Source organism: uncultured Winogradskyella sp., from assembly GCF_947495255.1.
Lineage (GTDB): Bacteria > Bacteroidota > Bacteroidia > Flavobacteriales > Flavobacteriaceae > Winogradskyella.
Genome location: NZ_CANLYI010000027.1, coordinates 1 through 1,485, shown reverse-complemented (window position 1 = coordinate 1,485; position 1,485 = coordinate 1). Strand labels below are relative to the sequence as shown.

Sequence of the window (1,485 nt, the reverse complement as noted above, 5' to 3'; positions counted from 1 at the left end):
GATAAACTTTCTATAGTATCCCAATCATCACCAAGCTTAGTAGCTTTAAATAAATACAATTGACTAAAACGCGTATTGCTTAAAGAATCTTTTTCATAAGTTTTTTCAAAATAACTTTCTCTAGAGAAATACATAGTGTTTCCATCTGGAGAAAATGATACTAAACCTTCGTGAAATCTTGTATTTACTTTGTTATTGGCTAAAACAGCTTCTTGGTAAGTATCATCTGCATTTTTAGTAATGGTATAGATATCTAAAAATGGTTGGTCATTCCAACCATAGGTTTTACGACTGTCATTACGACCAGAAGTAATATATAATTTATCACCTTGAAGTGTTCCTCCAAAATCAGATTGTGTAGAGTTGAAATCTGCATTCTGTACATTAAACTTTTTACCTTGTTCTAAAATCTTAGGAAGGTAATCTGGATTTTTTCTGTAAGCAACAGCTCTATCATCTGCAGGACGCATTGTCGCAAATTTGTCCATTTGTGTGTTAGATTCTACATATTTACCATTGGCTTTAAGCATTTGAGCATACTTATAAACCATCTCTGGCTTATCTGAAGTTTCTAATGCTTTAGCGTAGTAACGCTCCGCAGCTTCGGTATTAAAAATGTTATAATAACTCTCTGCTAGCTGACCGTAAACGTAAGCGTCAGCTTTACCGTCTTCGACTAATTTATTATAGCTTTCAGCCGCCTTTACGAATTCAAATCTTGCAAAATGCTTATCTGCTTTTTTAGTGTTGCTATTTTGAGCAGTTAAGCAAAAGCTACTGATCAACGTAATCAATAATAATGTTTTAAAGTTTTTCATAATTGTTTAGCTTAACTGATTAAAAGTATCTTGGTGAACGAGAAACACGTTTCGGGAAATTAAGGTCGAACAATAAGAAGACCTCATGAGATGCAGGTGCATAGGCTTTAATATCCGAAGAAATAAAGTCATGAGCATAACCCACTCTTAAAGATGGTGTTAATGCAAAATTCACCAATGCAGAAAAGGAATCATCTAACCTGTAAGAGGCTCCGATTTCAAACTTTTTATAAAATCTAGCATTAACGTTAACATCAAAAGATGTTGGTGCATCAAAGGCAGATTTAATCATTACAGAAGGTTTAAGTTCTGTATTCTCAGATAAATCAAACACATAACCACCAGTTAAGAAATAGTGTTGTGTTTCAGAACCAATTTTAAGACCACTATCATCTAAGTGTACTGAAGATAATAGGTTAGGTACAGATAAAGACACATAGTATTTGTCTGTATAGTAAAAGAAACCAGCACCAATGTTAGGTGTTGTTTCATTAATATCCTGATTTAGGAAAGGGTCAGTTGGATCAATAACATCAATACCTGCTAAACCAATATCGTGAAATGTTGCACCAGCTTTAATACCAAATGCCAATCTGTGTTCACCACCTAATTGCAAGGTATATGATAAATCTACATAGGTATTGGTTTCTTTTACTGGTCCTATTTG

General features: G+C 33.6%; 1 protein-coding gene and 1 pseudogene. Both read right to left on the bottom strand.

Going from position 1 to position 1,485, the window contains the following annotated elements:
- A pseudogene (locus Q0807_RS18830) lies at positions 1-818 on the bottom strand (cell envelope biogenesis protein OmpA); the annotation flags it as partial.
- Between the two features lie 19 nt (positions 819-837).
- Positions 838-1,485: type IX secretion system membrane protein PorP/SprF (locus Q0807_RS18825; RefSeq protein ID WP_301162058.1), on the bottom strand; the 648-nt coding region annotated here is incomplete at its 5' end.